The sequence below is a fragment of the Methylobacterium komagatae genome, assembly GCF_042661665.1.
Taxonomy (GTDB): Bacteria; Pseudomonadota; Alphaproteobacteria; order Rhizobiales; family Beijerinckiaceae; genus Methylobacterium; species Methylobacterium komagatae.
Window position 1 is genome coordinate 3,585,165 of the sequence record NZ_JBHSWN010000001.1, and the last position, 23,642, is coordinate 3,608,806.

Sequence of the window (23,642 nt, forward strand, 5' to 3'; positions counted from 1 at the left end):
CGCTCCTCCTCTGGGTCCGCGATTATCGAAGCGGTTCCCGGCAATTACTTTGGTATACAGAATACCGTTCGTCAACGTCCTTGAGCCGTACCGGATCCGACAGCATCGGGCGGTTGGCTCAGCATCCTTGTTCCCACACGCATTCCGTCGACGAGCGGGCGATCATAGAGGCGGACAGCGCGTTAGCCGGCCCGCAGATCGGCGCGTCGGCGTTCCACCGGAGCATGCGCGGCATGGTCGGTCGAAATATCGGCCAGCATGGCACCGATCAGGTCCATTTGATCGACGATGCCGATCAACCGGCCATCCGGCCCGACGACCGGCGCCTGATGCAGACCGGCCTGCATCATCAGCCACGCGGCCTGTCCGGCGGCGGTATTCTGTTGCAGGGTCACGGCGCCCGTCGTCATGACGTCGGCGACGACCCCGTGCGGGGCGCGACCGCGTTGAAGCATGAGGGCGATCCGCCGCCCGAGCCCGAGACGCGGTGCCCGGCGCTCCCAGCCGATGGTCTTGTCGAGCACATCGTTCTGCGTGACGACGCCGAGCACCCGCGCGCTCTCGTCCGTCACCGGCACCATCGTGGCGCGGTGGTGGCGCAGGGTCGCCAGGGCGTCGCGCAGGGGGTATCGGGTGCGATGGCCCGCGTGCTCCGCCTCACCAGCGCCCCGCAGGTGGTCTGGCCGGATTGGCGCAACGAGGCGTGGACCTGTGCCCGGCGCAGGATGGCCTGGAGGTCGCCGGGATCGATGTCGATCACCTCATCGAACTGCGCGAGCGCCGCGTCGATATCCGCCGCCGTCAGGCCTGAGCCCATCGCCGCACCCGGCTGGCTCGGCGCCGCGGCGACATGCGGATAGCTGCGCCCGGTCAGGTTGTTGAACAATAGCGCGCAGATCAGGAGCAGCAGCGAGTTCGCCCCGACGGGCCACAGGACGAAACCGTAGCCGAGGTCACGGATCGCCGGGCCGCCGAGCACGGCCGTCAGCGCGACGGCGCCGCTCGGGGGATGCAGGCAGCCAAGCAGCATCATCAGTGCGATGGCGACCGACACGGCGACCGCGCCCGCAAGCATGGCATCGCCGAGATGGGCGGCGGCGGTGACCCCGACCAGCGCGGCGACGATGTTGCCGCCGAGGATCGACCAGGGTTGCGCCAGCGGGCTCGACGGCACCGCGAAGAGCAGGACGGCGGAGGCCCCCATCGGGGCGATCAGGATGGGCAGCTCGGCGCCCGAGCCTACGGCGGCACGGGCCACGAGGCCGGTGCAGAGGAGGCCGAGCAGGGCGCCGCTGGCCGAGCGGGCGCGCTCGAGGAGGCTGACTTGGGCCAAGCGCGGGACGAAGCGGTCTCGGAAGCGGCTCATCATCGTACCGTGTCTTCGCACCGGGGACGCGCCGCCGAAAGGGGAGGGCGGGGGCGGAGCCGCCATGGCAGCTCCGCCCCGTCACCGTAGCGCGTCGACTTAGAGCTCCTCACAAAACTCCCGTTCACCGGGAGTTCTCCCTCTGGCCTCGACGGCGCAGCGGGAGTTTCGTGAGAGGCTCTTAGACGGCCTTGGCGTCGTGCAGCTCGGCGATCTGCTGCTGCGAGTAGCCGAGTTGCGAGAGGATGTCGTTCGTGTGCTCACCAAGCAGCGGCGAGGCTTTGATGTCGACCTGGAGATCGGAGAACTTGATCGGGCTTCCGACCGTCAGGTACTTGCCGAGCTTCGGGTGCGCCACCTCGACGATCGTGCCGCTTTCACGCAGCGACTTATCCTCGGCGATCTCCTTCATGGTGAGCACCGGCGAGCAGGGGATATCGAACTTGCGCAGGATGTCGACCGCCTCGAACTTGGTCTTGTCCGCCAGCCACGCCTCGATCGTGTTGAAGATGTCGAAGATCTTGTCCTGGCGAGCGCGGGCCGTGTTGTAGGCCGGATCGTCGATCCACTCCTCCTTGCCGATCGCCTTGCAGATCGGCGCCCAGGCGTGACCCTGAATGGTGAAGTAGATGTAGGCGTTCGGGTCGGTCTCCCAGCCCTTGCACTTCAGCACCCAGCCCGGCTGGCCGCCGCCGCCCGCGTTGCCGCCGCGCGGCACCACGTCCGAGAACTTGCCGTGCGGGTATTGCGGGTATTCCTCGAGGTAGCCGATGGCGTCGAGGCGCTGCTGGTCACGCAGCTTCACGCGGCACAGGTTGATCACCGAGTCCTGCATCGACACGGCGACCTTCTGGCCCTTGCCGGTCTTGGTCTTCTGGTGGAGCGCCGTCAGGATGCCGATGGCGAGGTGCATGCCGGTGTTGGAATCACCGAGGGCGGCGGCCGACACGGTGGGCGGGCCATCCCAGAAGCCGGTGGTCGAGGCCGCACCTCCCGCGCACTGCGCGACGTTCTCGTAGACCTTCAGGTCCTCGTAATGGTGACCATCCGAGAAGCCCTTCACCGAGGCGAGGATCATGCCCGGGTTGAGTTCCTGGATGCGCGCCCAGGAGAAGCCCATGCGGTCGAGCGCGCCGGGGCCGAAATTCTCGACCATCACGTCCGACTCGCGGATCAGCTTCTCGAGGACTTCCTTGCCCTGCTTGGTCTTGGTGTCGAGGGTCAGCGAACGCTTGTTCGAGTTCAGCATCGTGAAGTAGAGGGCGTCGGCGTCCTCGATATGACGAAGCTGGTTGCGGGTCACGTCGCCCGCGCCGGGGCGCTCGACCTTGATCACGTCGGCGCCGAACCACGCGAGGAGCTGCGTGCAGGCCGGGCCCGCCTGGACGTGGGTGAAGTCGATGATCTTGATGCCTTCGAGCGGCTGGGTCATTTCAGTTCCTCCCGTTGATCGAAACACTGACACCGAGAAAGACTTTGTCTTCTTAGGAAGACTTGGCCTCTCATGACGGAATGCGCTCTTTGCTTTCGGCTTCTAGGTCCGAAATTCGCTGGCGGAGACGCTTCTCCTCGCTCCAGCGCTCGGTTTCGTCGCGGATGACGGCGACGATCCCGGTCACCAAGCCATCCTCATCCTTGAGGAGGCCGACGGTGAAGGCGATGGACAGGCTGTGCCCGTCCTTGTGCAGGGCCGGCACGCGCAGGAGCTTCGTGCCGTACTTGGTCACCCCCGTGCGCATCGTGTTGGCGTAGCCGTCCCAGTGACGGCGCCGATGGCGGTCGGGGGTGATGAGATCGAGGGGCTGGCCCAGGGCTTCAGCGCTGGTGAAGCCGAAGATCCGCTCGGCGGCCGGGTTCCACACCACGATGGCGCCATCGGGATCGGACACCACGATGGCGTCTCCGACGGCATCGACAAGGCCGGACAGATCGACATTGACGGCCATGGTGGCGCTCACGCGCGCAGCCGGACGACGATGCTCGGCTCGGTCATGGCGTTCTCTCCCTTGCTTCCTGAACGAGGGGCTCTCCCCCCGCCGGGTGACTCGGTGATTGGTATCTGGTATGCCACATGTAGAATGGCAGTCAAGCCAGTTGTTCGCTCGACGTTGCTATGACCAGGGAGGACGCGGACGGCATGACGCTCGCACCCAGCATCACGATCACGCAGATCGAGGCTTTCAAGTTCGTGGTCGATTTCGGCGCGGCCTTCCCCCCGCTGGAGACGGACGAGCCGGAGCCGATCGGGCTCGGGTCGGGCCCGTCACCGGAGCAATTGCTGATCGCGGGGGTGAGCAACTGCCTCTGCGCCAGCTTCGCCTTCGCGTTGGGCAAGTTCGGCCAGGACGGGCGGGGCGTCAGCGCACGGGCCTCGGCAGCGATCGTCCGCAATGCGGACAGGCGCCTGCGCATCGGCGGGATCGAGGTCGACATCACGCTGGGGGCCGCCTCCGCTTCCCTGCCGCGGATCGAGCAGGTGCTCGCCCAGTTCGAGCGATTCTGCACGGTCTCGGAAAGCGTGAAGGTCGGCATCCCCGTCGCCGTGTCGGTGCGGGACGGGAACGGGGAGCGACTTCGGTGAAGGACAGGGAGAACACGATGGCGGAGCACGCGCGCGACGGCGCCAGGGAGCCGGGTGAACTGGCGAGCCTGTTCAACACACGCGCCAATGCGGGCGACGTGGAGGGGCTGGTGGCGCTCTATGAGCCCGATGCGGTTCTGGCGGCGGGTGACGTCGTCGCCACGGGCCATGGCGAGATCCGCCGCTTCTACGCGGATCTTCTGGCCAGGAAGTCGGACTTCCCGCAGGCGGAGGTGCTGCCCGCCCTCATCAAGGATGGTCTCGCGCTGACCTTCGCGCGGCTCGGCAACGGTGTCCTGTCCGTCGAGGCGGCGCGGCGACAGGCGGACGGAACCTGGCTCTGGGCGATCGATCAGTTGAAGATCAAGCCGCGTAGCTAGCGTCGCGGTCGTCCATGAAGAAATCGACCGCGCGCCGCACGACCGCAGGGTCGTAGGCGTGCGGGCCGTCATACTCGACATAGGTGACGTCGTAGCCCGCCTCGCGCATCAGCGACGCATGGGTGGGGCCGCTGCGATCGATGGGGATCTGCTCGTCCCGCGTGCCGTGTGAGATGAACACACGCGGCGTGCCCATCTGCGTCTGCACGGACATGAAGCCCGCCGACGACACGATCACGTGGCTCACGAGGTCGCCGTTGGTGAGACCGAGGGAGAGGGCATAGCTCCCTCCGTCCGAATGGCCCGCGAAAGCGATGCGGCCGGGATCGAGCAGAAAATGCGAGGCGAGGGCGTTCAGCGCGTGTTCCAGGCGATCGCGATCCGGGCCGTTGCCCGCGATGACCAGATCCCAGGTCGGATGCAGCGATTGCGGGATCAGAAGCAGGAAGCCGCGCGCCTCCGCATGGACCGCCAGCATGGGCATGATCTTCTCGGCACTGCCGCCCCCGCCGTGAAACAGCACCACGAGGGGAACGGGTCGGCGCGGGGCGAGCCCTTGCGGCACGTAGAGCCGCGCATCGCGCTCGGCGAAGAGGCCGAGGACGTGAGTTCCCGGCGGAAGGGGATCCTCCGTCGGGAGCCGGAGCGGGACGCTAAGCCGTCCCGCGAGTTTTGGGTCGATCATGGCGGGTCCCCGTTCCACGATGCCGTTCGGGTGTCCGGACGGGGCCGCGCCGTAAGACATCAACCGTTCCGTCATTGCGAGCGACTGCGAAGCAATCCAGAGAGCCGCAACATTCGCAGATGTCCCGCTACCCTGGATTGCTTCACTGCGTTCGCAATGACGGTCTGTATTGTCGGGGCGCGCCCGAGACTTAGACCGCCCGTTACTTGCGCTTGATCACGCTCTGCGGGTTGAGGCTACCGATGTTGCCGCTCTCGCTGCCGGCGGACGGATCGATGACGGCGTTGATCAGGGTCGGCTTGCCGGAATCCATCGCCGTCTCGACGGCGCGCTTCAGCTCGTCCGGGGTGAAGACCTGCGCGCCGGCACCGCCGAAGGCCTCCATCATCTTGTCGTAGCGGGAATCCGGGACGAAGACGGTGGTGCCGGGATCGCGGCCGGTCGGATCGGTGTCGGTGCCGCGATAGATGCCGTTGTTGTTGAAGATCACGATGCAGATCGGCAGGTTGTACCGGCAGATGGTCTCCACCTCCATGCCGGAGAAGCCGAAGGCGCTGTCGCCCTCGACGGCCAGCACCGGTTTGCCGGTCTCGACGGCGGCGGCGACGGCGAAGCCCATGCCGATGCCCATCACGCCCCAGGTGCCGACGTCCAGGCGCTTGCGCGGCTGGTACATGTCGATGATGCCCCGGGCGAGGTCGAGGGTGTTGGCGCCTTCGTTGACGAGGATCGCGTCCGGACGCTCCTTGATCACCGTGCGCAGGGCACCCAGCGCCGAGTGGAAGTCCATCGGCGCGGTGTTCTTCATCAGCTTCGGGGCCATCTTGGCGATGTTGGCCTCGCGCTTGGTGCGGATCGTCTCGACCCACTCGGCCGGCGCGCCCTTCCACTCCTTGCCCATGCCATCGAGCAGGGCAGCGACGCAGGAGCCGATATCACCGACCACCGGGGCGACGATCTCGACGTTCGAGTCCATCTCGCGCGGCTCGATGTCGATCTGAATGAAGCGCTTGGAACCGGGCTCGCCCCAGGTCTTGCCCTTGCCGTGCGAGAGCAGCCAGTTCAGGCGCGCGCCCACCAGCAGGACGACATCGGAATCCTTCAGCGCCGTCGAGCGCGCCGCGCCCGCCGAGAGCGGGTGCGTATCCGGCAGGAGCCCCTTGGCCATGCTCATCGGCACGTAGGGGATGCCGCTGCGCTCCACGAGTTCGCGGACGAGATCGTCGGCCTGGGCGTAGGCCGCGCCCTTGCCCAGCACGATCAGCGGGCGCTTGGCGTTCTTCAGTTCCTCGAGGGCGCGGGCGATGGACGAGGGCGCAGGCAATTGCGCGGGGGCCGCATCGATCACCTTCACCAGCGACTTCGCACCGGCTTCCGCATCCATGACCTGCGAGAACAGCTTGGCGGGCAGATCGAGATAGACGCCGCCGGGCCGGCCCGAGACGGCAGCGCGGATGGCGCGGGCGATGCCGATGCCGATATCGCAGGCGTGGAGCACCCGGAACGCCGCCTTGCACAGGGGCTTGGCGATGGCGAGCTGATCCATCTCCTCGTAATCGCCCTGCTGGAGATCGACGATCTCACGCTCCGAGGAGCCGGAGATCAGGATCATCGGGAAGCAGTTCGTGGTCGCATTGGCGAGCGCGGTCAGGCCGTTGAGGAAGCCGGGCGCCGAAACGGTGAGGCAGATGCCGGGCTTCTTGGTGAGGAAGCCCGCGATGGCCGCGGCGTTGCCCGCGTTCTGCTCGTGGCGGAAGGACAGGACGCGCATCCCCTCGGCCTGGGCCATGCGGCCGAGATCGGTGATCGGAATGCCGGGCACGCCGTAGATCGTGGTGATGCCGTTGAGCTTCAGGGCATCGATCACGAGGTGGAAACCGTCGGTCAGCTCCTGGGGTGAATAGAACTCGGAGATGGCAGCATCGGCGGCCGACGTATCGATCTTCTTCGCCATGGCGGTAGCGGTCATTGAGGCCTCCCAGCGTTATGGTTTGGGGTCGATGCCATCACGCCCGGTCTCAGGCGGAGGATGGTTGCGCCCGGCTTGTCCTGCCGGATTTGGTATATGGTATGCCAGATTCTTGGACAAGGATTTTCGTTGTACGGGCTGCGCGCCGGCCCCTCGGGTCGGCGCGCGGTCTCGATCAGGCCAAGCGGGCCGCCTGTCCCTTCGCCGCTTCGGCAGCGGTCGCCGGCTCCTCGGTGAGGTACCGGCGGCGCAGGGGCTTGAGCACGAAGATCGCCAGGGCCGCGGCCACGATGTTGAGGCAGATGATCAGGGCGAAGACGGCCGACCAGCCGAAGCTCGCGGAGATCATGCTGGCGAAGGGGACGAGGAAGGCGGCCGTGCCCTTGGCGGTGTAGAGGAGCCCGGCATTGCTCGCCGCGAACTTCGATCCGAACGTATCACCGCAGGTCGCGGGGAACAGCGAGTAGATCTCGCCGAACACCCCGAAATATACGGCCGTGGCGAGGATGAAGATGTAAGGGTTGCTGCCGAGGTTGAGCAGGACGATCATCGCGGTCGCCGCGACGCTGAACGCGATGAACATCGTGTTCTCGCGGCCGATATTGTCTGACACCCAGCCGAAGAACGGGCGACCGAAGCCATCGAAGACGCGATCCAGGGAGATTGCCAGGGTGAGGGCAGTCATCTGGAGGCCGAACAGGCTGACCGGGACTCCCGCGACCTTGAAGTCATGGGCGATGGGGGCGATCTGCGCCGCCGCCATCAGGCCGCCCGAGGCGACCATGACGAACATGGCGTACATCACCCAGAAGACCGGCGTGCGCACCGCCTGCTTCGGCGTGCGGTCGACCTTGGTCTGCGGCACGCGCACGCTGCGCTTCTGCGGCGGGGCGGCCGAGGACGGCTTGCGCAGCAGGAACGACAGGAGGATCACCACGAGACCCTGGCCGATTCCGAAGGTGAGGAAGGCCGTCTCGTAGCCGCTCGACGCGATGGTCTTGGCGATCGGAACGACGGTGATGGCCGCGCCCGCGCCGAAGCCTGCCGCCGTGGCGCCCGCCGCGAGGCCGCGACGATGGGGGAACCACTTCAACGCGTTGCCGACGCAGGTGCCGTACACCGAGCCTGCGCCGATGCCGCCGATCACCGCCGCGACGTACAGCATCGCGAGGGAATCGGCATGGGCGTTCAGCACCCAGGCGAGGGCGATCATGAAGCCGCCGAAGCAGACCACGATCCGCGGACCGTAGCGGTCGACGAACCAAGTCTCGATCGGCACCAGCCAAGTTTCCGTCGCGACGAAGATGGTGAAAGCAATCTGGATGGCCGCGCGGCCCCAGTGAAACTTGCTGTCGATCGGGTCGACGAACAATGTCCAGCCGTATTGCAGGTTGGCGATCATCGCCATGCAAAGGACGCCGAAGGCGAGCTGCCACCACTTGGCCGATTCGGCATCTTTGGGGCCATCCGGTTGGACCACCGGTGTACCCAGGGCTGGACGGTGTACCATTGGCTTCCTCCCTGGCGGCTTCTGCGAGCTCGCACGGCTGCATCCTGCATGATCTTCGCAGGTATGCAATATACCAGAGGCAGAAAAGCGTGAGACCGGCACTATGGTGCCGCCGTCGGACGAGCGCCGAGGGCCCTGATCGCGAAGGGATTTTGAAGGGAAGCTGGGCGTCCGGCTACGTCTTCCTCAGGGCGCGAGGCGCCAAGCCATGACGATTCGGCCGGAGAGTTCTCCGGCCGACGTGGGACGATCACAGTCGCGCGAGGGCGCTACTTCCGCAGCGGAACGCCCTTGGTGGTGAAGCGTGGCGCGCCGCGGTGGGGCCGGTTCTGACCAGCCGCCTTGCCCCCGCCGGCGCCGGTTCCCGGCGGTTGCGAGAACGGTACGAGTTGGTCCGGCCGGGGGCCGATCAGGTCGGCACGGCCCATCTCGCGCAAAGCCTCGCGGAGGATCGGCCAGTTCTCGGGATCGTGATAGCGCAGGAACGCCTTGTGCAGCCGCCGCTGGCGCATGCCCTTGATCGCCTCGACGGGCTCGCTGTCGCCGCGCCGCACGCCCCGCAGCGGGTTGATCTCCGTGTGATACATGGCCGTGGCCGTCGCCATGGGCGAGGGCAGGAACGTCTGCACCTGATCGGCGCGATAGTCGTTCTTCTTGAGCCAGAGCGCGAGGTGCATCATGTCCTCATCGGTCGTCCCCGGATGGGCCGCGATGAAGTACGGAATCAGATAGTACTTTTTGCCTGCCTGCTTGGCGGCTTCGTCGAACATCTCCTTGAACCGGTCGTAGGTGCCGATCCCCGGCTTCATCATCTTGTCGAGGGGGCCGCGCTCGGTGTGCTCGGGGGCGATCTTCAGCCGGCCGCCGACGTGATGGGTCACGAGCTCCTTGACGTATTCGGGGCTCCTGACCGCGAGGTCGTAGCGCACGCCGGAGGCGACCATCACCTTCTTGACGCCCTTCACCTCGCGGACCTTCCGGTACAGCCGGATCAGATCATCGTGAGAGGTGTTCAGGTTCGGGCAGATGTCTGGGAACACGCAGGACGGCAGGCGGCACGCCGCCTCGATCTTCGGATCCTTGCACGCCATCCGGTACATATTGGCCGTCGGCCCGCCGACATCCGAGATCACGCCCGTGAAGCCGGGGGTCTTGTCGCGGATCTTCTCGATCTCCTTCAGGATCGAACCTTCCGAGCGGTTCTGGATGACCCGGCCCTCGTGCTCGGTGATGGAGCAGAAGGTGCAGCCGCCGAAGCAGCCGCGCATGATCGTCACCGAGAACTTGATCATGTCCCAGGCGGGGATCTTCGCGTCCCCATAGGACGGGTGCGGAGCCCGGGCGTAGGGCAGGTCGTAGACCGCATCCATCTCCTCGCTGCTCAGCGGGATCGGCGGCGGGTTCAGCCATAGGTCGCGGTCGCCGTGGCGCTGGACCATGGGGCGCGCATTGCCGGGATTGGCTTCCCGGTGCAGCACGCGGGAGGCGCGGGCATAGGCCTCCTTATCGTCCTTCACCACCTCGTAGGCGGGCAGCCGGATGACGGTGTCGCCGGGTTTGCGGGAGGCCGCCTCGTCCGTCGATTCGAGATCGTCGGCCGGTAGCTCGGTGTAGTGGGCGGGCACGCGGCGGAACAGGGCGACGCCCCGGATCGAATCGAGTTCGTGCGGCGCAGCGCCCGCCGCCATGCGCTGGGCGACCTCGACCACGGCGCGCTCGGCATTGCCGTAGATCAGCAGATCCGCCTTCGCATCCGCCAGGATCGAGCGGCGCACCTTGTCGGACCAGTAATCGTAATGGGCGATCCGGCGCAGCGAGGCCTCGATGCCGCCGAGCACGATCGGTACGTCCTTGAACGCCTCGCGGCAACGCTGCGTATAGACGATGGTGCAGCGATCCGGCCGCTTCCCGCCTTCGCCGCCCGCCGTATAGGCGTCGTCGTGGCGCAGCCGTCGGTCCGCCGTGTAGCGGTTCACCATCGAATCGAGATTGCCGCCGGTCACGCCGAAGAACAGCTTCGGCTTGCCCAGCACCTTGAACGGCTCGGCCGATTGCCAATCCGGCTGGGCGATGATGCCGACCCGGAAGCCCTGCGATTCGAGCAGGCGGCCGATGATCGCCATGCCGAAGCTCGGATGATCGACATAGGCGTCGCCCGTCACGAGCACGATGTCGCAGGCGTCCCACCCGAGCGCCGACATCTCGGCGCGGCTCATCGGCAGGAAGGGTGCCGCCTTTCCGAATTCGGGCAAACGACAGGTGAGGGCCGACACGGGTTGTTCGGTGTGAGCGCGGATCTCCATGGGCCATCCATAGGCCGCCGGGAGCACGATCTCAACGAAGGGCAGGGTTGCCCGGCAAGACTGAAGAGATCCCGGTCGTGCGCGATGATACGCACGTACCAATTTCATAACATAAATTTTGGAACCGCCTTGCGCGCAACCTGTTCTTGCGTCGCTGCCGTCTGGGCAGCGGCGAGACGACAGGGTGAAGCGAGCCGTGACCGCGGGCGTCGACAGGCATGAACTCCGGCAGATCATCGCCGGGTTGAGCGAGGGTGTGATCCTGGTCGAGCCCGACCAGACCATCGCCTACGCCAACGAAGCCGCGCTCGCGATGCACGGCGCGGGCAGCCTCGCAGAACTCGGGCCCACGGTCGATGAGTATCGCGAGCGGTTCTGCCTGCGCTACCGCAACAACGTCACTCCGAATCACTATCCGATCGAGCGGGTCGTCGCGGGCGAGACGTTTCACGATGTCGTGGTCGAGGTCCGGCGCACCGACCGGCCCGAGCAGGATTTCGTGCACAGCCTGCGCAGCCTCGTCGCGACCGACCGCGACGGCAAGCCGAGTTGCCTCGCCCTCATCCTCAAGGATGTCACCGACCAGTTCGAGGCCGAGGATCGGTTCGAGGCGACCTTCAACGCCAATCCGGCTCCCGCGATCATCACACGGCTGTCGGACCTGCGCCACGTCAAGGTGAATACCGGCTTCCTGGAGATGACCGGCTTCACCCGTGACGCCGTGATCGGGCGCAGCGTCTACGAGATCGACGTGCTGGCCGAGGCTCGCAACCGCGACCTCGCGGTCTCGCGCCTGAAGGAGGGCGGCACCATCCCGCAGATGGAGGCCTGTCTGCGCACCCCCGATGGGGGCAGCCGATTCGTCATCGTGGCGGGCCAGCCCATCGAGATGGGCGACGAGCCCTGCATGCTCTTCACCTTCGCCGACCTCGAACTGCGCCGGAAGGCCGAGGCGGCCCTCCGCCAGAGCGAGGCGCGCTTCGCCAAGGCGTTCCGGATGACCCCGGTCCCGACCGTGCTGGCGCGCGGTAAGGATGCGCGGATCACGGGCATCAACGAGGCCTTCACGCGCGTGTTCGGCCTGGGCGAGGACCGGGTCCTGGGGCGCAGCCTCGACGAGGCCCATCTGTGGGCGAACGACGCCCAGCGGCTGGAGATCGAGGCGGCCCTCGACCGGCATGGCTACGTACTCGGCGCCGAGGTGTGCCTGCGCCGCGAGGATGGGGCGAACCTCGACTGTCTCGTCTCGGCCGAGCGCATCGAGATCGACGACGACTCGTTCCTGCTGCTGGTGATGCAGGACATCACCGACCGCAAGCATTCCGAGCGCGAGCTGTTCGACGCCATCGAGACGGTGATGGCCGATACCTCGTGGTTCAGCCGGGGGCTGATCGAGAAGCTCGCCAACCTGCGCAGGCCCGATCCCGGGCGCACGGACGCCGCCGTGCTCAACCTGACCGTGCGCGAGCGCCAGATCCTGAACTTGATCTGCTCGGGGCTGGACGACGCGGCCATCGCCCGCAAGCTCGACCTGTCGCGCAACACCGTGCGCAATCATGGAGCCGCCCTTTATCGCAAAATAGGTGTCCATAAGCGTAGCGAGGCAGTCGTCTGGGGCCGAGAAAATGGATTCCCCCTGCAATCGACCGGAACAAAATGATCTTATTACCGGTATAGATTGCTCATTGAAGACGAGGAGCCGAACCTCATCTCACGCCCGGTCCAGGGTTTTCTTGAACGCGATGGAGCACCCATGACCGAAGACAGAAGTTCGACTTCCGCCGAGCATCTCAAGGGCTCGGTCAAGGAAGCGCTCGGCAAGCTCACCGGCGATGCCGGGATCGAGGCCGAAGGTCGGCGGCAGAAGCGCGACGCCAACGCCTCCGAAGCCTCGAAGGCGGCGCAAGAGACCGGGACCAAGCCCTCGCGCGCGGCCCGGGACTGACGCGGATTTCACGGGGCGCGCCGAACCGGACGCCACCCCATCACACATCACCAACAGGAGAACGACATGGTTGATACGGATCGGATCACGGGTGCCGCCAAGGAATTCGGTGGCAAGGTGCAGGGCGCGGTCGGCGACCTGACCGGCTCGAAGCATGACCAGGCCGAGGGCCGGGCCCGCGAGGCCGCCGGCAAGGCCGAGAACCTCTACGGTCAGGCCAAGGACACCGTCCGCGATGCGGCCGAGACCGTCGCCGACACCGCCCGCGACATCGGCGGCCGGATCCGCGACACGGTGGGCGGTTTCGTCGGCTCCGACGATGTCGAGGATCGCGCTCGCCGCGCCCAGGGTGCCGCCGAGGACCATTACGACCGCGCCCGTCGCTCCGTCCGCCGCGCGGCGGACGACACCTACGACTACGCCGAGGACGCCTACGATCGCGGTGCCCGCGCCCTGCGCCACGGCAATGGCGGCGTGAGCGGTCAGGTCGCCGAGTACCCGCTCGCCTCCCTGCTCATCGCCGGTGCCGTCGGCTTCGGTCTTGGCCTGCTCGTGAACGCGACCCGCGACTGAGCCAGCGCTGCAGACCCCTGAACACCAAAATCCCGGAGTAGAAACGTGACCACCATCCAGACCACCGGTTCCCCCCTCACCACGGCAGCCGTACAGGCCGATACCCGCGCTGTGCTGCTCAACGAGGTGTCCTGGGGCGCCATCTTCGCGGGCGCCGTCACGGCCCTGGTGACGCAGGTCGTCGTCAACCTCGTCGGCGTCGGCGTGGGGCTGGCCTCCATCGGCACCACGGCCGCCGACAACCCCTCCGCCTCGACCGCCTCCATCAGCGCAGGCGTCTGGTTCGTCGCCTCGGGCATCGTCGCCTCCCTGGCCGGCGGCCTCATCGCCGGGCGCCTCTCCGGCAAGCCCCTGCCGGGCGCCGCCGCCCTCCACGGCCTCGTCTCCTGGGCCGTGACCACCCTCATCGTCCTGTACATGCTCACCTCGGCCGCCTCCGGCCTCGTCGGCGGCACCCTCGGCACCGTGTCGAGCGCCCTCGGCGGCGCGGGCAACCTCGTCGGCGGCACCATCCAGACGGCCGCCACCGCCGCCGCCCCGTCCCTGTCCAAGATCTCCAACCCCCTTGATGGCATCGAGCAGAAGGTCCGCGAGCAATCCGCCGGGCAGGACCCGCAGGCGGCCAAGGACGCGGCGGTCTCGGCCGTGAAGGCCGTGCTGACCGGTGACCCGGCCCAGAAGGAGCAGGCCAAGACCCGCGCCGCCGACGCGCTGGCCAAGGCCCAGGGCATCTCGCCGGACCAGGCCAAGGCGCAGATCGACGACTACCAGAAGCAGTACGAGCAGGCCGTCACCACCGCCAAGCAGAAGGCCGAAGCCGCGGCCGTGACCGCCAAGTCGGCCGCCACGCAGGGCGCCTTCTACGCCGCCATCGCCCTCGTGCTCGGCGCGCTGGCCGCCTTCCTCGGCGGTCGCCTCGGCGCCCCGAAGCCCGCGACGCTGCTCGGCGCCTACGACGCCCGCCGCGTCTGATCCCGTTCACCGGCCTCCGCCCTCCGGCGGGGTCACCACCGGCCGGATCAACCGGCCTCCCTCGCGAAGCAGAAGCAGGAGTGCACATCATGAGCAGCACCACCGACAAGCTGAAGGGTCTGGCCAACGAGGCCGTAGGCAACGTCAAGCAGGGCGTGGGCAACATGACCGGCAACGACAAGCTCGTAGCCGAGGGCAAGGCCCAGGAGCTGAAGGGCGAGGCGCAGAAGACGGTCGGCGACGTCAAGGACGGCGCCAAGAACCTCGCCGACAAGGTCACCGGCAAGCACTGAGCCGGATCGGCGGCGCCGGACCGGCCGGTGCCGCCCCTCATCCCCTCAACATTGGAGATCGACATGAATCGCGACCAATTCCGTGGCGCGTCCCGTCACCTCAAGGGTCGCGCCCAGACTGCCCTCGGCGGCCTCACCGGTGATCCGGCCCGCCAGGTGCGCGGCGCCGTCAACCAAGTGGCCGGTGGCGCACAATACGCCTATGGCCGCGCGCGGGACCGCGCCGAAGACCTCGCCTCGGATGGCCGCCATCTCGCCCACGAGGCGTGGGAGCGGGCCGATGACTTCCTTGAGGATGGCCGCCACATCGCGGGTGAAGCGCGCCGCCGGGTGCAGACCCATGGCCGCCGCGCGTTTCGCTACGCCGACGCCAACCGCACGACGACGCTCCTCGCCTTCGTCGGCGTGGCCTTCGCCCTCGGCTGGCTCGCCCGTCCCTCCCGCTGATCCCTTCCGACTGAGGAGAAACCGATGATCCGCAAGCTTCTCACCCTTTTCGTGCTGCCGAGGCTGATCGCCTTCGTCACGCGCCGTGTCACGGGCCGCGCGGCGACCCCTCCGCGCCGGGGCTATTGAACGGCCACCGGAGCCATCGCGGCACGCCACGACGACAGGCCTGCGACAGGCTCACCTGATCGCGGCCGGTCAGGTGGTCGTGTCGCCCAACCGGGACTGACGCGCGCCTCTCCACGTCGCGTCATCCTCGGCCGCCAAGGCAACGAAGGCGGCCGATCCCGACAGGATCGCCGCGTAGCGCGCCACCATGCGGGCCGCCACGGGGGTCAGTGCGTCATGGATCCGGTGAGCGTCGAGCAGTCGCTCGACCGAGGCGTCGCCGCCGGGTGACCCGTTCAGAAGCAGTTTCAGCACAGGCCAGGGATGTCCGAGTCCGCGCAGGATAACGGCAAGGGCATGCGGCGCAGGGGCATCGTGACTGGCGATCAGCACGTCGGTCGGCAAACTCGAATCGCGCGCGAGGATGGCCAGCACGTCCTCGACACGCCGCATGAACAGCCAGTTCGCGATCCGCGCCGAGGAAACGGGCTTCATCCCGAGCACCCGCCCCGCGGCATCGACCGAGGCGGCGAGACGCGCCAGCCGGTCTGGGCAGGCCGAGGCGCGGAAAGTGCGCGCGACCTGGTCAAGGAGAGCCTCGGCTTCGCCGGAATTCAACTCACCTTCGGCAGACAAAGCCGCCACGGCCGCCCCTCGTGCCAGGGCCGCGAGGGTCTCCCGACCGGCTTCGGGCAAGTCGGCCCGCGCCGCCAGGGCGAGCGTCAGGGACAGGGACAAAGCTGCGCGCGGCAGGAGCGTATCGAGGGAATCCGCCTTCATGACCGCGCCCGGATTGGTCAGCAGCGCAGCGGCGACGGCGGGGTGATCGTCCTTCAGCAAGGCCTCGGTGACGGCGGTGCCGATGCCTGGCCGCTTGGCGATCGCCGCGCGATGCGCCTCCCCGACGTGCGGGATGATCTGAAGCAGCCACTCTTCATCGAAGCTCGGGCATTGCTCGAGGAGGGGCGTCGCCACGGCGAGCGAGGGATCGCAGGCGAGGCGTGTGGCCGTGACCCGGGGGGCCCGGCGGAGGGGCGCGAGATGCCGGGCGAAGGTGGCCCGCGCCTCGGCATCGACCTGATCGAGCAGGCTGGAGAGCAGGCCGTCGAAGCCCGGCTTGGCCGCAGGCGGCAGCCGCGACCAGCGCCGCGTGAGCGCCGCTGCCGAGCGCAGCACCAGTTCCGACTGGCGCGCGCGATCCTTGCTGATGATCGCAGCCTCGATATCGCGAACGAGCAGATCGAGGCGGGGCAGGGGGCGCGGCCGAGCCCGGGGTTCATCGCGACACCGGGAGGGCAGGGGCATCGTCGCCCTGCCGGTCGTATTCCTTCCGCAGCGCCTCGAGCAGGTAGGGCTGCCACAGGCCGAAGGTCTCGTAGACGAGCCGGTCGATGTCGGTCGCGGTGAAGGGCAGGCGAAGGACGGTGCTCGCTCCGAACATCGCGAGCTTCCCGGACGGAGAGGCATCCTGCTGCCCCACCGCCATGACGATGCGCGCGCCGGTCCCCAGGGCGTCGATCCGGCAGGCGACCTCCGAGGGCGGCATGTCGGGGATCGCCGAGCCGACGACGATGAGGTCCACGGGACGGGTCGCGGCGGTCTTCACGGCGCTCCGGCCGTCCTCGGCCTCCGTCACGCGGAACCGGAACGAGGCCGAGGCGAGAATCTGCCGGGTGATCTGTCGGGTCTTGGCGCTGGGCTCGATCAGGAGGAGCGAGAGTTCGCGGCGCAAGAAGGCGGCGGCCTCCAGCACATGCCCGACCTTGCGCTCGCCCAGGGGCTTCAGCACCACGTCGTAGGCGCTGAGCCGCCTCGCGAGCGTCGGCCACCGCGCCATGAGCAGATCGGCGACGAGGACGACCACGCTGTCGGCCCCGGCGCCCTTGCGCCATGCCGTGATGATCTCGGCATTCGTGTCCGGCAGGATCGTGTCGATGAACAGGATATCCGGGGCGGGTCCACGCAGAGCGGCGCGCAGGTCGGAGCCGTTTGTCACCTCGCGGATTCGCGCCTGCGGTCGCGCGGCGGTGATCGCCTCAGACAGCGTCAGCCGGGTCTCCTCGTCCGCATCGGCGATCAGGATATTCATCGCGCCGCTTTCAGCACCCGGCATCCAGGCCCCACGGCAGCGATGGGCCGCCCCGATCCGAGGTCTCACACTCTGCGATCATCGGGCCAGCTCTGCGTGCAAGTTCCGGTTAGCTTGGCACACGAGATCCTAATCGAGTCCCTACGCCGGATGCGAAGATCGGCTTCAATCGCGCAGGGCAGCCCGCCGCGATGACGGGCGGGCATTCTCAAACGATGATGCCGCACTCGATCTCATGCGGGATCCTGGCTAGAGCACGACACGCCACGCCGCTTCCGGCCCGGATTCTGAGAAGGGACGCTCGCATGTTCATCGCCATGAACCGCTTCAAGGTCGTGAAGGACGGCACGGAGGAATTCGAGCAGGTCTGGCTCGGGCGCGACAGCCATCTGAACGAGATGGAAGGCTTCGTGGAGTTCCATCTCCTGCGTGGGCCGGAGGCGGAGGACCATATCCTTTACGCCTCGCACACGATCTGGCGTTCGCGCGCCGATTTCGAGGCCTGGACCCGCTCTGAGCAATTCCGCAAGGCGCATAGCCGCGCGCCGAGCACCCGTCCGCTCTATCTCGGTCACCCGCAATTCGAAGGCTTCGAGGCGCTGGGCAATTCGAAGATCGGCGAGCGGGCCTGAGTCAGGCCCGTTTGCGGACGAAGTAGGCCCGCCGCTCGGTCTCGGCCCGGCTGAACGACGCCTGGACCTGCAGGAGATCCCGGCGGGTGACGAGCCCGAGCAGGGCCCGACTCTCCGGATCCACGACCGGCAGGCGCCCTCTGTTGGAGGCCAGCATCTTTTCGATGGCGTGAGCCGTCACGTCCTCGGGGTGAATGACGGGGAGGGCCGCGTCCGAGACCTGCTCGTCCAAGCGCTCCTCCCCATGGCCGCCCTCGGCCCCCCATAGCAGAATGTCGGCGCGGGTGACGAAACCGACGGGGCGGCCCGCCTCATCGATGACCGGGTAGGCGCGATGCTGGCCCCGCTCCAGCACGGCCACCGCCTCGCGGATCGGGAGATGGCCCGGCAGGGTCTCGACGGCCCGCACCATCACCTCCGAGACCCGCGTGAATTGATGCGGATCGATGCCGTATTCTCGGGTGATGTGCTGGCCGCGCCGCGCGATCTTCTCGGTGAGGATCGAGCGCTTCAGGACGAGGACCGTCACCGCGTAGGCGGAGACGGACGCCGCCAGGAGCGCGGGCAGGGCGTGAAGGTCGCCGGTCACCTCGACGGCGAAGAGGGCGCCGGTCAGCGGCGCGGGCATCGTGCCGCCGAGCATCGCGGCCATGCCGAGAAGGGCCCAATAGCCCGGCTCACCCGGTAGCGCCGTTCCGGCGAGCCAGCCCATCGCCCCGCCGATGATCAGGAGCGGCGCCAGGACGCCGCCCGAGGTGCCCGATGAGAGCGCCACGAGCCAGATCACAGCCTTCACGACGAGGATCGTCAGGACGGCTCCGAGCACGATGTGCCCGCCGAGCAGATCGCCGATCACGTCGTAGCCGACACCGAGGGCACGCGGCTCGATCAAGCCGCCGAGCCCCACGATGAGCCCCCCGAGGGCGGGCCACCACATCCAGTGGACCGGCAGGTGCTCGAACCTGTCCTCCAGGGCGTAGAGCAGGCTCGTCAGGGCGCAGGACAGGAGCCCCGTCGCGGCGCCGAGACCGGCGCAGAGGACGAGCCCCCACCAGGGCAGCACCGGATCGGCCGCGAAGGGGAAAAGCGGTCCGGCACCGAGGAGGGCGGGCCGAAGCATGGTCGCCGTCACCACCGCCGCCGTGACGGGAATGAAGCTGCGCGGGCGCCATTCGAACAGGAGCAGTTCCACCGCCAGCAGGATGGCGGCGACCGGCGTACCGAAGATCGCCGTCATGCCCGCCGCCGCACCGGCCACGAGGAGCGTCTTCCGCTCCGCCGCGCTCAGGTGAAAGAACTGCGCGAACAGAGAGCCGATCGCCCCGCCCGTCATGATGATCGGCCCTTCCGCGCCGAAGGGGCCACCCGTACCGATGGAGATCGCGGATGAGACCGGCTTCAACACGGCGACGCGCGGCGACATGCGGCTTCCGCCGATCAGGATCGCCTCGATCGCCTCGGGAATGCCGTGTCCCCGGATCTTCTCCGAGCCGTACCGGGCCATCAGGCCGATGACGAGCCCGCCGAGGATGGGCGCTGCGACCATCCACCAGGACGGTTTCACCTGCGCAAGGGACACCAGCGCCGTATCAATGCGCCCGAACCAGACGAGGTTGGTCACCAGGGCGATGAGTGCGAGGAGCCCCCAGGCCGCGACGGTCCCCGCCGCGCCGATCACCACCGCCATGGCGGCCAGCAGAAGGATTCGCCGGTCGGCACGGAAATCGGCGAGGACGCGGCGACCCGCCGCCGGGGTAGCCTTCGTGACGCGCATGCGGGACACCTCCAGACCGAAACGATGCGCCTGGATATATATCGTGATACGATATTTTGAAGCCCTTTTGGGAGCGATGGGATGAGCGAGGGTGCGGGCAGCGGCCTCAGGCGGGAATCCTATGCCGCCATTGCCGCGTTTCGCCTTGAACTGCGCCGCTTCCTCGCCTTCAGCGAAGCTGCGGCGGGCCGGGTCGGCCTGCCCGCGCAGCAGCATCAGGCGTTGCTCGCCATTGCCGGATGCGAGGCACCGCCCCCGGTGGGGTTCGTGGCGGAACAGCTTCTCATCGCGCGTCACACGGCGGCCGAGCTGGTCTCGCGCATGGTCGAAGCGGGCCTGTTGTCGAAGACGGCCTCGCCGCAGGACAAGCGCCGCTCGGCCCTGGCCCTGACGCCGCGCGCCACGGCGCTGCTGCAGCAACTGACGGCGGTGCATCTGGAGGAGTTGCGGACATTGGAACCGGCGCTCGCCCGCGCGCTGGCACGCCTTCACGGCCCCACCCCTGAGGCATGACGACCGGGCCGGAACCCCGCCGAGCCCGGCGAGGTCTTCCCGGCATGCCCTCTCGTCTCTGGCGGCCCCGCCGCGTGCTCGTGACCCGTTCGGCGCTCGCCCATGCCCATGGGCGGGCCATCGCCGAGCGGGCGGCGGGGCTCGGCGCCGATGTCATCGAACTGTCCGGTGACCGGCTCGCCCTGCCGAAGCCGGAGGATCCCCGCGCGGCCTATCGCGAGGCCAAGGCGACCCTTGCCGTCGTGGTCGCGTCCGAGAGCAAGCGGCGTCTACAGCCGATCCCGCCCTCCGCCGATTGGCGCTTCGATCTGGCCGAGGGCTGCCATGCCCATTGCCAGTATTGCTACCTCGCGGGATCGCTGGCGGGGCCGCCGGTGACGCGAGTCTACGCCAATGTCGAGGAGATCCTGGCGGGGTTGCCTCAGGCCCTAGGGCAGGGTGGCGTCACTTCGGTCTCGCCGGAGCGGGCCGGGGAGGGCACGACCTTCGAGGCATCCTGCTATGCCGACCCGCTCGGCATCGAGCATCTGACGGGCAGCCTCTCGGAAGCGATCCGCTTCTTCGGCGCCTGGGACGCGCCCGTGCAACTGCGCTTCACGAGCAAGTTCGGCGAGGTCGGGCCCCTGATCGGCCTGCCGCACGGGCGGCGGGTCCGTGTTCGCCTATCGGTGAACGCGCAAGCGCTGATCCGCTTCGAGGGCGGGACGAGCCCGTTATCCGAGCGCATCGAGGCCATCGGCCGCCTCGCCCGTGACGGCTACCGCATCGGGCTGACGATCGCGCCGATCCAGCCGGTCGAGGGGTGGCGGGAGGGCTATGCCGACCTTTTCGACCAGACGGCGCGCGCCCTCGATGGCGTCGCGGACCCCGATCTCACGGCGGAATTCATCACCCACCGGTTCACGCCGAAATCGAAGACCGTGCTGCAGGGTTGGTACCCCGGCAGCGATCTCGATCTCGACGAGGCGAGCCGCTCACGCAAGCTGACGAAATTCGGCTCGACCAAGTGGGTCTATCCGGCGCCGCAGATGCGCGAGATGCGGGACACGCTCACGGCCCTCCTGGCCGAACGCCTGCCGCAGGCGGGGATGCTCTACTGGACGTGACGGAAACCCGCCCTGCGGAGGGCGGCGACAGGAACGCTTCCCCGATCGGCGACATTCTCTCACGGATCCTGGAGGAGGGGCTTTCATGCGCATTGTTGGACAAGCATCCGTCATCGCTCTCGCGACCCTGATGAGCGTCGGCGCCGCCGAGGCGAAGGGCTGCATCAAGGGCGCGATCATCGGCGGCCTCGCCGGCCACTACCTCGCCGAGCGCGGTGTCGTCGGCGCCGTCGCGGGCTGCATCGGCGGCCGTTACCTCGCCAACCGTCAGGCCCGCCGCAACGAGATCGACTACGGCTCGCGGGTCCGGGACCGGGAGACCGGCTATGGCGGTGGGCAGGCCTATCCACGGCGCGGATACAACTACTGACCGCGGAAACGGGCCTGAAACGGCCGGGAAAATCGGGGCGGGCGGGTTGCATTGCGACCCGTCCGCCTTTCTACAACAGCATAACGAGGTCAGGTTCGAGCACAAAGGATCCGCTGTGAGCAGTCTGAAATTCGGCACCAGCGGTCTTCGCGGCCTCGTGACGGATCTGGTCGGCGCGCCGAGCGCCACCTACGCCGCCGCCTTCTTCCGGTCGGTCGGTGCCGAGGGCGATGAGCGCCGCGTCGTGATCGGACGGGACCTGCGCGACAGCAGCGAGGGCATCGCCGAGACCGTGGCGGGCGCCGCTGCCGCGTCTGGGTTCACCGCGATCGATTGCGGCGCCCTGCCGACCCCGGCCCTCGCCCTGGAGGCGATGCGCCGCCGGGCCTTCGCCGTGATGGTCACCGGGAGTCATATCCCCGAGGATCGCAACGGCCTGAAATTCTACCGTCCCGATGGCGAGATCACGAAGGCCGACGAGGTCGCCATCCTTGCCGCCCTCAAGGACGGGAACGCGGGCGATCCGACAGCGACCCCTCCGCCGCGACGCCGGAGCCGGAAGCCATCGCGCGCTACCATCGCCGGTACGGCGCGGCCTTCCCGGCGAACCTGCTCACGGGCCTGCATGTCGCGGTCTACCAGCAGAGCTCCGTCGCGCGGGACGTACTGGTCGAACTGCTCGAAGCGCTCGGCGCCCGCGTCACGGCCATCGGCCGGGCCTCGCGCTTCATCCCGATCGACACCGAGGCGCACCGCCCGGAGGACGTCACTTACATCCGCGAGGCCATGGCCTCGGGCGAGTTCGATGCACTCGTCACGACCGATGGCGACGCGGACCGCCCCCTCGTGGCGGATGGAACGGGGCGCATCCTTCGCGGCGACCATCTCGGCCTGATCACGGCGCGCTTCCTCGGCGCCGATGCGGTAGTGGTACCCGTCACGGTCGGCTCCGCACTGGAGCGCTCCGGTGGCTTCGGCCGCGTGGTCCGCACCAAGGTCGGCTCGCCCTTCGTCATCGCGGGCATGGAAGAGGCCACGCGGGACGGCGCCAAGCTGATCGTGGGCTACGAGGCCAATGGCGGCTTCCTCCTCGGCTCGGACGTGGCGCTGGCGAACGGCACCCTGCCGGCCCTGCCGACGCGCGACGCGATGCTGCCCATCGTGGCGACCCTCGCGGCGGCCAAGCGGGCGGGCCTGAGCCTCGCCGACCTCGTCGCCTCCCTCGACGCGGGCGAGATGGCGAGCGACCGCCTGCCCGAAACCCCCTCGGAGAAGAGCAGCGCCTTCCTCGCGAAACTGACTGAGGACGCATTCCGCAGCGAGTTCCTGCGCCCGGTCGGCACGGTGGAGTCGGTCGATTCCCGCGACGGCGTCAGGATGGTCCTGTCGGGTAACCGCACCATCCATTTCCGCGCCTCCGGCAACGCGCCGGAACTGCGCTGCTACGCCGAGGCGAAGACTGCCGATGAGGCGCAGGACCTCGTCCGCTGGGGTCTGTCCGCCGCAGCCGACGCGATGCGAGGCTGACGGACGCCGCCCGTGTCGCAACCGATCACCATCTTCATCGACGCCGACGCCTGCCCGGTGAAGAACGAGACCTACCGGGTGGCCGAACGCTACGGCCTCCATGTCTACGTGGTGGCCAACAGCATCCTCAACGTGCCGCGCGAACCGTGGATCGAGCGGGTAATCGTGTCGGACGGGTTCGATGCCGCGGATGACTGGATCGCCGAGCGTGCGGGGCCGACCTCCATCGTCATCACCGCCGACGTGCCGCTGGCGAGCCGCTGCGTGAAGGCGGGGGCGAGCGCCCTCTCGCCCACGGGCAAGGCCTTCACCGAGTCCTCGGTCGGCATGGCGCTCGCCACCCGCAACCTCATGCAGGAACTGCGCGAGGCGGGCGCGATCACGGGCGGTCCACCGCCCTTCTCGGCCAAGGACCGGTCCGCCTTCCTCGGCGCCCTCGACCGGGCCGTGGTCCGCCTGCGCCGCGCGGGCGCCTGACCCCCCACACCCGAGCCCCCCG

25 protein-coding genes and 2 pseudogenes are annotated in these 23,642 nt (G+C 68.1%); 16 read left to right on the forward strand and 11 right to left on the reverse strand.

Annotated features, from left to right (window positions below; translation table 11 throughout):
* Positions 1–182: 182 nt before the first annotated feature.
* The 4 genes from ACFQE0_RS17860 to ACFQE0_RS17875 form a co-directional block, all read right to left on the reverse strand.
* Positions 183–581, reverse strand: a complete 399-nt coding sequence (locus ACFQE0_RS17860) for a CBS domain-containing protein (RefSeq protein WP_378972041.1) — start codon at positions 579–581, stop codon at positions 183–185.
* On the reverse strand, positions 569–1,369 hold the full coding sequence (locus ACFQE0_RS17865) for an HPP family protein (protein WP_378972044.1): 801 nt from the start codon (positions 1,367–1,369) through the stop codon (positions 569–571). Before ACFQE0_RS17865 ends, ACFQE0_RS17860 begins: the two co-directional genes overlap by 13 nt.
* Positions 1,370–1,547: 178 nt before the next feature.
* Entirely contained in the window at positions 1,548–2,798 is a 1,251-nt protein-coding gene (gene frc, locus ACFQE0_RS17870; protein WP_378972046.1) for a formyl-CoA transferase, read from the reverse strand.
* A 70-nt stretch (positions 2,799–2,868) separates the two neighbouring features.
* The gene (locus ACFQE0_RS17875) at positions 2,869–3,312 is read right to left on the reverse strand and encodes a PAS domain-containing protein (RefSeq protein ID WP_378975548.1); all 444 of its coding nucleotides are present in this window, start codon (positions 3,310–3,312) and stop codon (positions 2,869–2,871) included.
* Between the two features lie 191 nt (positions 3,313–3,503).
* Here ACFQE0_RS17875 and ACFQE0_RS17880 point away from each other — a divergent pair, with 191 nt between their 5' ends.
* Both ACFQE0_RS17880 and ACFQE0_RS17885 read left to right on the forward strand, forming a co-directional pair.
* A complete protein-coding gene (locus ACFQE0_RS17880; RefSeq protein WP_378972048.1) occupies positions 3,504–3,947 on the forward strand; it encodes an OsmC family protein in 444 nt (147 codons plus the stop codon).
* A gap of 17 nt (positions 3,948–3,964) precedes the next feature.
* Positions 3,965–4,327, forward strand: a complete 363-nt coding sequence (locus tag ACFQE0_RS17885) for a hypothetical protein (protein WP_378972051.1) — start codon at positions 3,965–3,967, stop codon at positions 4,325–4,327.
* Here ACFQE0_RS17885 and ACFQE0_RS17890 read toward each other — a convergent pair.
* From ACFQE0_RS17890 to ACFQE0_RS17905, 4 genes are all read right to left on the reverse strand, one after another.
* The gene (locus ACFQE0_RS17890) at positions 4,311–5,012 is read right to left on the reverse strand and encodes an alpha/beta hydrolase (RefSeq protein ID WP_378975550.1); all 702 of its coding nucleotides are present in this window, start codon (positions 5,010–5,012) and stop codon (positions 4,311–4,313) included. The two genes, ACFQE0_RS17885 and ACFQE0_RS17890, sit on opposite strands and share 17 nt — an antisense overlap.
* A gap of 202 nt (positions 5,013–5,214) precedes the next feature.
* On the reverse strand, positions 5,215–6,981 hold the full coding sequence (gene oxc, locus ACFQE0_RS17895; RefSeq protein WP_378972053.1) for an oxalyl-CoA decarboxylase: 1,767 nt from the start codon (positions 6,979–6,981) through the stop codon (positions 5,215–5,217).
* A 175-nt stretch (positions 6,982–7,156) separates the two neighbouring features.
* On the reverse strand, positions 7,157–8,491 hold the full coding sequence (gene oxlT, locus ACFQE0_RS17900) for an oxalate/formate MFS antiporter (protein WP_378972055.1): 1,335 nt from the start codon (positions 8,489–8,491) through the stop codon (positions 7,157–7,159).
* Positions 8,492–8,760: 269 nt separating this feature from the next.
* Complete coding sequence (locus ACFQE0_RS17905; RefSeq protein ID WP_378972057.1) at positions 8,761–10,794, reverse strand: YgiQ family radical SAM protein; 2,034 nt, start codon at positions 10,792–10,794, stop codon at positions 8,761–8,763.
* Positions 10,795–10,990: 196 nt separating this feature from the next.
* Between ACFQE0_RS17905 and ACFQE0_RS17910 the strand changes: the two genes are divergently transcribed.
* The 6 genes from ACFQE0_RS17910 to ACFQE0_RS17935 all read left to right on the forward strand — a co-directional run bounded on the left by ACFQE0_RS17910 (position 10,991) and on the right by ACFQE0_RS17935 (position 15,024).
* Positions 10,991–12,454 (forward strand): helix-turn-helix transcriptional regulator, encoded by a 1,464-nt coding sequence (locus tag ACFQE0_RS17910; protein ID WP_378972060.1) that lies wholly within the window; start codon positions 10,991–10,993, stop codon positions 12,452–12,454.
* A 93-nt stretch (positions 12,455–12,547) separates the two neighbouring features.
* On the forward strand, positions 12,548–12,739 hold the full coding sequence (locus ACFQE0_RS17915) for a CsbD family protein (protein ID WP_378972062.1): 192 nt from the start codon (positions 12,548–12,550) through the stop codon (positions 12,737–12,739).
* Between the two features lie 66 nt (positions 12,740–12,805).
* A complete protein-coding gene (locus ACFQE0_RS17920) occupies positions 12,806–13,312 on the forward strand; it encodes a CsbD family protein (RefSeq protein WP_378972064.1) in 507 nt (168 codons plus the stop codon).
* 45 nt (positions 13,313–13,357) lie between these two features.
* Positions 13,358–14,284: a PhnA-like protein gene (locus tag ACFQE0_RS17925; protein WP_378972067.1), complete on the forward strand. Its 927-nt coding sequence runs from the start codon at positions 13,358–13,360 to the stop codon at positions 14,282–14,284.
* 89 nt (positions 14,285–14,373) lie between these two features.
* Complete coding sequence (locus ACFQE0_RS17930; protein WP_378971065.1) at positions 14,374–14,577, forward strand: CsbD family protein; 204 nt, start codon at positions 14,374–14,376, stop codon at positions 14,575–14,577.
* Positions 14,578–14,640: 63 nt separating this feature from the next.
* Positions 14,641–15,024, forward strand: a complete 384-nt coding sequence (locus tag ACFQE0_RS17935) for a CsbD family protein (RefSeq protein ID WP_378972069.1) — start codon at positions 14,641–14,643, stop codon at positions 15,022–15,024.
* A 198-nt stretch (positions 15,025–15,222) separates the two neighbouring features.
* On the opposite strand, the gene ACFQE0_RS17940 is transcribed toward ACFQE0_RS17935, so the two are convergent.
* Both ACFQE0_RS17940 and ACFQE0_RS17945 read right to left on the reverse strand, forming a co-directional pair.
* Complete coding sequence (locus tag ACFQE0_RS17940) at positions 15,223–16,437, reverse strand: DUF2336 domain-containing protein (protein ID WP_378972072.1); 1,215 nt, start codon at positions 16,435–16,437, stop codon at positions 15,223–15,225.
* Complete coding sequence (locus ACFQE0_RS17945) at positions 16,409–17,221, reverse strand: response regulator (RefSeq protein ID WP_378972075.1); 813 nt, start codon at positions 17,219–17,221, stop codon at positions 16,409–16,411. The genes ACFQE0_RS17940 and ACFQE0_RS17945 overlap by 29 nt, the downstream gene beginning before the upstream one ends.
* Positions 17,222–17,526: 305 nt before the next feature.
* Between ACFQE0_RS17945 and hmuQ the strand changes: the two genes are divergently transcribed.
* Positions 17,527–17,853, forward strand: a complete 327-nt coding sequence (hmuQ, locus tag ACFQE0_RS17950) for an antibiotic biosynthesis monooxygenase family protein (RefSeq protein WP_378972078.1) — start codon at positions 17,527–17,529, stop codon at positions 17,851–17,853.
* Between the two features lies 1 nt (position 17,854).
* Here the strand turns inward: hmuQ and ACFQE0_RS17955 are convergent, their stop codons facing one another.
* Positions 17,855–19,627 carry a chloride channel protein gene (locus tag ACFQE0_RS17955; RefSeq protein ID WP_378972080.1) on the reverse strand — a complete coding sequence of 591 codons (1,773 nt, stop codon included), beginning with the start codon at positions 19,625–19,627 and terminating at the stop codon, positions 17,855–17,857.
* A gap of 81 nt (positions 19,628–19,708) precedes the next feature.
* Between ACFQE0_RS17955 and ACFQE0_RS17960 the strand changes: the two genes are divergently transcribed.
* The 7 genes and pseudogenes from ACFQE0_RS17960 (at position 19,709) to ACFQE0_RS17990 (ending at position 23,620) form a co-directional block, all read left to right on the forward strand.
* Positions 19,709–20,140: a MarR family winged helix-turn-helix transcriptional regulator gene (locus tag ACFQE0_RS17960; protein WP_378972083.1), complete on the forward strand. Its 432-nt coding sequence runs from the start codon at positions 19,709–19,711 to the stop codon at positions 20,138–20,140.
* A 44-nt stretch (positions 20,141–20,184) separates the two neighbouring features.
* Positions 20,185–21,246 (forward strand): SPL family radical SAM protein, encoded by a 1,062-nt coding sequence (locus ACFQE0_RS17965; RefSeq protein ID WP_378972086.1) that lies wholly within the window; start codon positions 20,185–20,187, stop codon positions 21,244–21,246.
* Between the two features lie 85 nt (positions 21,247–21,331).
* On the forward strand, positions 21,332–21,616 hold the full coding sequence (locus ACFQE0_RS17970) for a hypothetical protein (RefSeq protein ID WP_378972088.1): 285 nt from the start codon (positions 21,332–21,334) through the stop codon (positions 21,614–21,616).
* Positions 21,573–22,061, forward strand: a pseudogene (locus tag ACFQE0_RS17975) (hypothetical protein); the annotation flags it as partial. The gene ACFQE0_RS17970 and the pseudogene ACFQE0_RS17975, both read left to right, overlap by 44 nt.
* Positions 21,950–22,420 (forward strand): annotated as a pseudogene (locus ACFQE0_RS17980) (hypothetical protein); the annotation flags it as partial. The pseudogenes ACFQE0_RS17975 and ACFQE0_RS17980, both read left to right, overlap by 112 nt.
* Positions 22,421–22,462: 42 nt before the next feature.
* Positions 22,463–23,143 (forward strand): phosphohexomutase domain-containing protein, encoded by a 681-nt coding sequence (locus ACFQE0_RS17985; RefSeq protein WP_378975552.1) that lies wholly within the window; start codon positions 22,463–22,465, stop codon positions 23,141–23,143.
* A 12-nt stretch (positions 23,144–23,155) separates the two neighbouring features.
* A complete protein-coding gene (locus ACFQE0_RS17990) occupies positions 23,156–23,620 on the forward strand; it encodes a YaiI/YqxD family protein (protein ID WP_378972090.1) in 465 nt (154 codons plus the stop codon).
* Positions 23,621–23,642 lie beyond the last annotated feature (22 nt).